Raw genomic sequence first — 345 nt, 5'->3', positions numbered from 1 at the left:
ACCCCGGCCACGGTCAGGGCCAACAGGCGTGCCTGGGCCAGCTCCGGACGTTGATCGTCGCGATGCCGGTACCAGCCCAGCAGGAGCATGCCGTCGCTGGGCAGTACCCGCCAGGCAGGCATCAGGTTACCCACCCCCATGGCCAGATTGATCACGGCAAACGCCAGGGCAATGGCCCCCGGCACCCCGGGCCAGGACAGCCCAAGCGCCAGGGAAGCGCCACCCACCAGCAGATTCAGCAGCGGCCCGCACAGGACCACCAGCATCCACTGCTGCCGCAGCGGCCGTTGCAGATTGCTCGCGGCAATCACATAGCCGCCCAGGCGATTGCGCTTGAGCTGCGGC

General features: G+C 68.7%; 1 pseudogene. It reads right to left on the bottom strand.

The annotated features are described in order from the left end of the window. A pseudogene (locus tag F6S12_RS33200) lies at positions 1–345 on the bottom strand (hypothetical protein); the annotation flags it as partial.

Source organism: Pseudomonas sp. JV245A, from assembly GCF_032424515.1.
Classification (GTDB): domain Bacteria; phylum Pseudomonadota; class Gammaproteobacteria; order Pseudomonadales; family Pseudomonadaceae; genus Aquipseudomonas; species Aquipseudomonas protegens.
This window is presented reverse-complemented; position numbering and strand designations above follow the sequence as displayed.